This is a genomic window from Chryseobacterium endophyticum, assembly GCF_056333165.1.
This window is the reverse complement of record NZ_JBWGXE010000020.1, coordinates 1-4,578: the sequence shown is the minus strand read 5'-3', so window position 1 is coordinate 4,578 and position 4,578 is coordinate 1. Positions and strand designations below refer to the sequence as shown.

Annotated in this window: 3 protein-coding genes and 3 pseudogenes; all 6 read left to right on the top strand. The window is 34.0% G+C overall.

The window, feature by feature from the left end; translation table 11 throughout:
- Positions 1-69: 69 nt before the first annotated feature.
- Positions 70-258 (top strand): annotated as a pseudogene (locus AC0N32_RS19680) (RHS repeat-associated core domain-containing protein); the annotation flags it as partial.
- 583 nt (positions 259-841) lie between these two features.
- Positions 842-1,405 (top strand): hypothetical protein, encoded by a 564-nt coding sequence (locus tag AC0N32_RS19675; RefSeq protein WP_476395533.1) that lies wholly within the window; start codon positions 842-844, stop codon positions 1,403-1,405.
- A gap of 6 nt (positions 1,406-1,411) precedes the next feature.
- Positions 1,412-1,747, top strand: a pseudogene (locus tag AC0N32_RS19670) (RHS repeat-associated core domain-containing protein); the annotation flags it as partial.
- Positions 1,748-2,427: 680 nt separating this feature from the next.
- The gene (locus AC0N32_RS19665) at positions 2,428-3,063 is read left to right on the top strand and encodes a hypothetical protein (protein WP_476395532.1); all 636 of its coding nucleotides are present in this window, start codon (positions 2,428-2,430) and stop codon (positions 3,061-3,063) included.
- A gap of 64 nt (positions 3,064-3,127) precedes the next feature.
- Positions 3,128-3,454 carry a hypothetical protein gene (locus AC0N32_RS19660; RefSeq protein WP_476395531.1) on the top strand — a complete coding sequence of 109 codons (327 nt, stop codon included), beginning with the start codon at positions 3,128-3,130 and terminating at the stop codon, positions 3,452-3,454.
- A gap of 310 nt (positions 3,455-3,764) precedes the next feature.
- A pseudogene (locus tag AC0N32_RS19655) lies at positions 3,765-3,947 on the top strand (RHS repeat-associated core domain-containing protein); the annotation flags it as partial.
- Positions 3,948-4,578: the final 631 nt, after the last annotated feature.

The window sequence follows — 4,578 nt, the reverse complement described above, 5'->3', positions numbered from 1 at the left end:
CGATCACAGTGAAAAGCCTCGTGCGAGAAAAACCGGAGTAGGAAGTTTTGCAAAATGTGAGCGGGATTATACAACTATAAGTACAACGGAAAGGAGTTGCAGACGGAGACAGGGATGTATGATTATGGCGCGAGAATGTATATGCCGGATATTGGGAGATGGGATGTGGTAGATCCAATGGCGGAAAAGATGAGAAGATGGTCGCCTTATACATATGCATTTGATAATCCTATCAGATTTATTGATCCGGATGGAAGAGCAGGAAAAGATATCATTATTTTAACTGCGAATGGATCATTTAAAGCATCTAAAGAACTTATGTATAAAACGGCAGAAGGAAGAAGAATTTGGGATAAATACGGAACGAGTAAAACAGATGATATTTATATAGGTTCTAAAAATTTTGGATCTGGCTCTAAAACTGTAGCAAAAACCATAGCTAATGTTAAGAATATGGGACTAGTAAAGGATAACAAAATATCACTTCCAGAAGGATATACCAATAGTGCCGAATTCAATAATTTGGATATATCAAAATCAGGAGATAAAAATGTTCATTTAGTTTCTTTAAATGAAACGTATTTTCAAGAGAAAAATAACGATTCAAGGTATAATATAAAAAGTGTAGACGAAGAAGGTAATTCCAAAACTTTTGGATACAATAATTATGATTTAGCAGAAGCTGTTTATCATGAGGTTAAGTCACATATAGAAGATACTACAGGTAACGAAGATGCAGATCATATTAAATATGGTACAGATGCTTTTAAACTTATAGCTCCACGAACACCGGGCTCTCCGTCAGAAACGATTATGAATCAACTTATAAAAGTTAGAGAAGATGCAAGAAAAAAGAAAGAAGACTAAGTTAATAATATTCCTATATGTTCTCATTATGTGTTCTAATAGCATGATGAAAGGTCAAATTTTGGAATTTTACAAACCTATTATTGTAACATATAAAACAGGAACACTTAACAACGAAAAGATTGATTTAGGCATATTTGATTATTTTAAGCAGGACACTTCAAAAATGAAGTATGAATACTTGAAATATGATTCTGACAAAGGGGTATTGTACAAATATGATGAGCCAAATAAAGTTTTTCAGACAATATTATGTTTGAATAATCAAAAATTTAAATCGAAAGAGGAAATAAAATTAGGAATGTTTGATGGATTCGTATTAAAAAGAGAAAATTCCGCTAATTTTATAGCAACCTCACCATATGGAGATGGAAGATATCCTTCACATCACAAAATAATTAAATCTATAGACATACTTCAAAAGACAAAGAAAACATTAGTCTTAAGGATTAATTACCAAGATGAGTTTGAATGGAAATATTTCGGAATACTGGTTTTAACAGATTATAAGTATGAAAACTTAGAAGATGATGAGTAATATCCCTCTGACAGTTTGGGAAATGTGCGTGTAAGTTATTTCGACAATAGCAATGGAATAGAAGTTCTTGAAGAAAACAACTATTATCCGTTTGGGTTGAAGCATGAAGGGTATAATGTGTTGGCTGGGAATTCAGCTTATCAGTATAAATACAACGGAAAGGAGCTACAGACAGAGACAGGAATGTATGATTATGGAGCAAGATTTTATATGCCGGATATTGGAAGATGGGGCGTGGTGGATCAGTTGGCGGAAACTTCTAGAAGATTTTCACCATACAATTACGCAGTTAACAATCCGATAATGTTTATTGACCCGGATGGGAGAGAAGCGACAAGCACACATACTGATAAGTTTGGAAATGTAGTGAAGGTTATAGAAGACGGAGATTTAGGAGTTTACCGTCATAGAGGTAATACTAAAGAAACTAAACAGGAACTTAATGAAAACTATTCTAAAGAAAATACTTCGGGAGGCGGGGAAAGAATGGGAAGAACGCTTGTGTGGAATTCCTTTACAGAATTTGATGTAGGTGGTAAGGAAGCAGGTAAAATAAATTTTGGATCTTTCCAAGCAAGAGATTGGTTGGCAGATTTCAGTAAAGGAATGTCTGATGATAATGAATTTAAAGGAGGATTTTTTGCAAGAATGGGTTATGCTTGGAACGGAGGTAATGGTAATAAATATGATTATAAAACGCAAAATGGTGGCGGGTTATACGCTGGTTCACAAATAACAGAAGGGGTTTATGTTTCAGCTAGAGATGTTGGAAATTTTGCTGCAGGTAGGGCAGCCTCAATAACAGGACAAGATAAAATGGATTTCATGCTGAATGCAGGGGGATTTAATTTATCGGGGAATAGTAAAATTGGGCTTATCTTTAGAAATTCTTATTGGAAAAATGAAGCCCTAAAAGCAGGTTTCCCAGCGTATGGAGAACATTTTAACTCAAATCTATTTCAGCGTTTAGGCTATGAAAATGTAACGACAGCTGAAGGAATAATCAAAAAAAGCAAAATAATATGGGGAGATCGAAAATAAAAAATATCTGTCTGTTTTTAACATTATTGCTATCTATTATAGCATGTGGAAATCCTGATTTCGATAAATTTGAGGGGACAGGATTTTCTTATCAAATAAGTGCAGGCAAAACAGATATAGTTCGTGCTAGATATACCACTGATGAAGGAGCTCCTTCAATTCAAATTTTTGATACAAAAGGAAGACTTAAAGAAGAAATTACTGTTGCTCCCTATATGGGTTTAGGATTGACCGGGATGAAAAATGACACGATACAAATTACCTATACTATTGGAAAGAGCGACCTTAATATGTTTTTGCCTTGGTTTAAGACAAACAAATATAATTCTACTCGCATAGGCAATTATTCAATTCGGTATAATTATGAAATACAAAATGAATATTTGGAAAATGAAGGTTCGGAAATAGATTCATTGTATATTGATAAGAATACACAAATGATGTCTCTATTTTTAAAACAGAAATTAATTGTTAAAAAACCGATGTATTTATTTAGAGTTAAGTCTTCTGAAATAACACTTTATGACCCATCAAGTAAGTCATATACATCTTATACATTTGCAGCTAATAAAAATATTGCTGAGGAGTATCTTAAAAAAGTTCTTGCTTTGTATTAACTTTTAATATTCGTCTCGTTGGCCACCGCTCGTGCCGGTAGATACAGGGTTGGTCTAAAATTAATTGGAATTTGATTCAGGTAATAGTATTGCTGCATTTTACGGTTGCCAGAGTGATAATTTTGCAGAGAAATTTATGAGAATTAGCAACGTCTACTATACAGCTGGAGTAGGAGGAAGAGCGGGCGGATCTGAGTCTATGTCAGGAGCATTTGATGGAACAATAATAAACTTTATCATTCCAAATTCAAATGTTTATATGAGATCACAAACAGATGGAAAAGTTGATCCATTAACAGTGTATGGAAGAGGCTATACAGAAACAGTAGGTGATAGAAGATATCTAAAACCTATTGAATATTATAGAAACGCAACCGTTCCTTCAAAATAATAATTGTAATGAAAAATATAGCAAATTGGTTTATTGGTTTTTGTGTTTATTTGTTTTACACTATTTTTTATCAGAAATTTTTTGGGGAAGAACCTTTTAATAATTCTTTTTCAATCGGTGTTCCAAGGTTTTACTACGAATTCTATTCAAGTGATTGTGTTAAGCTAAATGGAAACAATTTCATAAATCTATTATTAAATGTCATCATATATGTACTTATTTTTTTAGTTTATATAAAAATGTTAAGGAAAAAAATAAATAATCTCCCATGCTGGCACGAACGTTTCGCTCATGTCTTGGTAGGTGAACAAAGTACAACGGATAAGAATTGCAGACCGAGACGGGAATGTATGATTATGGGGCAAGATTTTATATGCCGGATATTGGAAGATGGGGTGTAGTGGATCAGCTGGCGGAAACTTCGAGAAGATGGTCACCTTATACTTACGCTTATAATAATCCGATTAGGTTTATTGATCCGGACGGAAGGTCAGGAAAGGAGGTAATTATTACAGGAGAATATAAAAATGAAGTATTGGCTGAATTACAGTCTTCTGTAGAAGGGCAGTTAATTTTAAAAATGGATGAAGTAGGAAAAGTTACGGCTGAAGATGTTAAAGGAGCAAAACTAACAAAAGCATCATCTACATTTTTAAAAGCTACTGAGGATGTTTGTAATATTGTTGTTTTAAAATCGGATGGTGATTATAGGCTTGATAATGGCATTTTTTATCAAGGAGGCGCTTACGGAGGTAATAAGATGGCCGGAAATGGGAAAATGATAGGTGTTAATGTCGTAAATCCAGTGGTAAACAAAAAACTAGATGAAATTTTAGGTTTACCTAACGGAGTGGGCACTTTACATGAGGCACTTGAAAATTACATGGGAATCCTTAATAGTCCTGAAAGTCCTGCAGCAAGCTCCCCAGAAAATAATGCGAAGGGCTATACAGCAGCACATAAAAAAGCAAAAGAATTGGATCTAAGATTTAAAGATCTGGGTTCTGATTTTACAGGTAAAGATTTTAGGGAAAAAAGAACTGATGATAAAAATAGTGACGGTGATGCCCTTGGCAAAGGACAAAGTCCAGGAAGAGTTTCAGCAGTTGAAGCGTCAACAATTA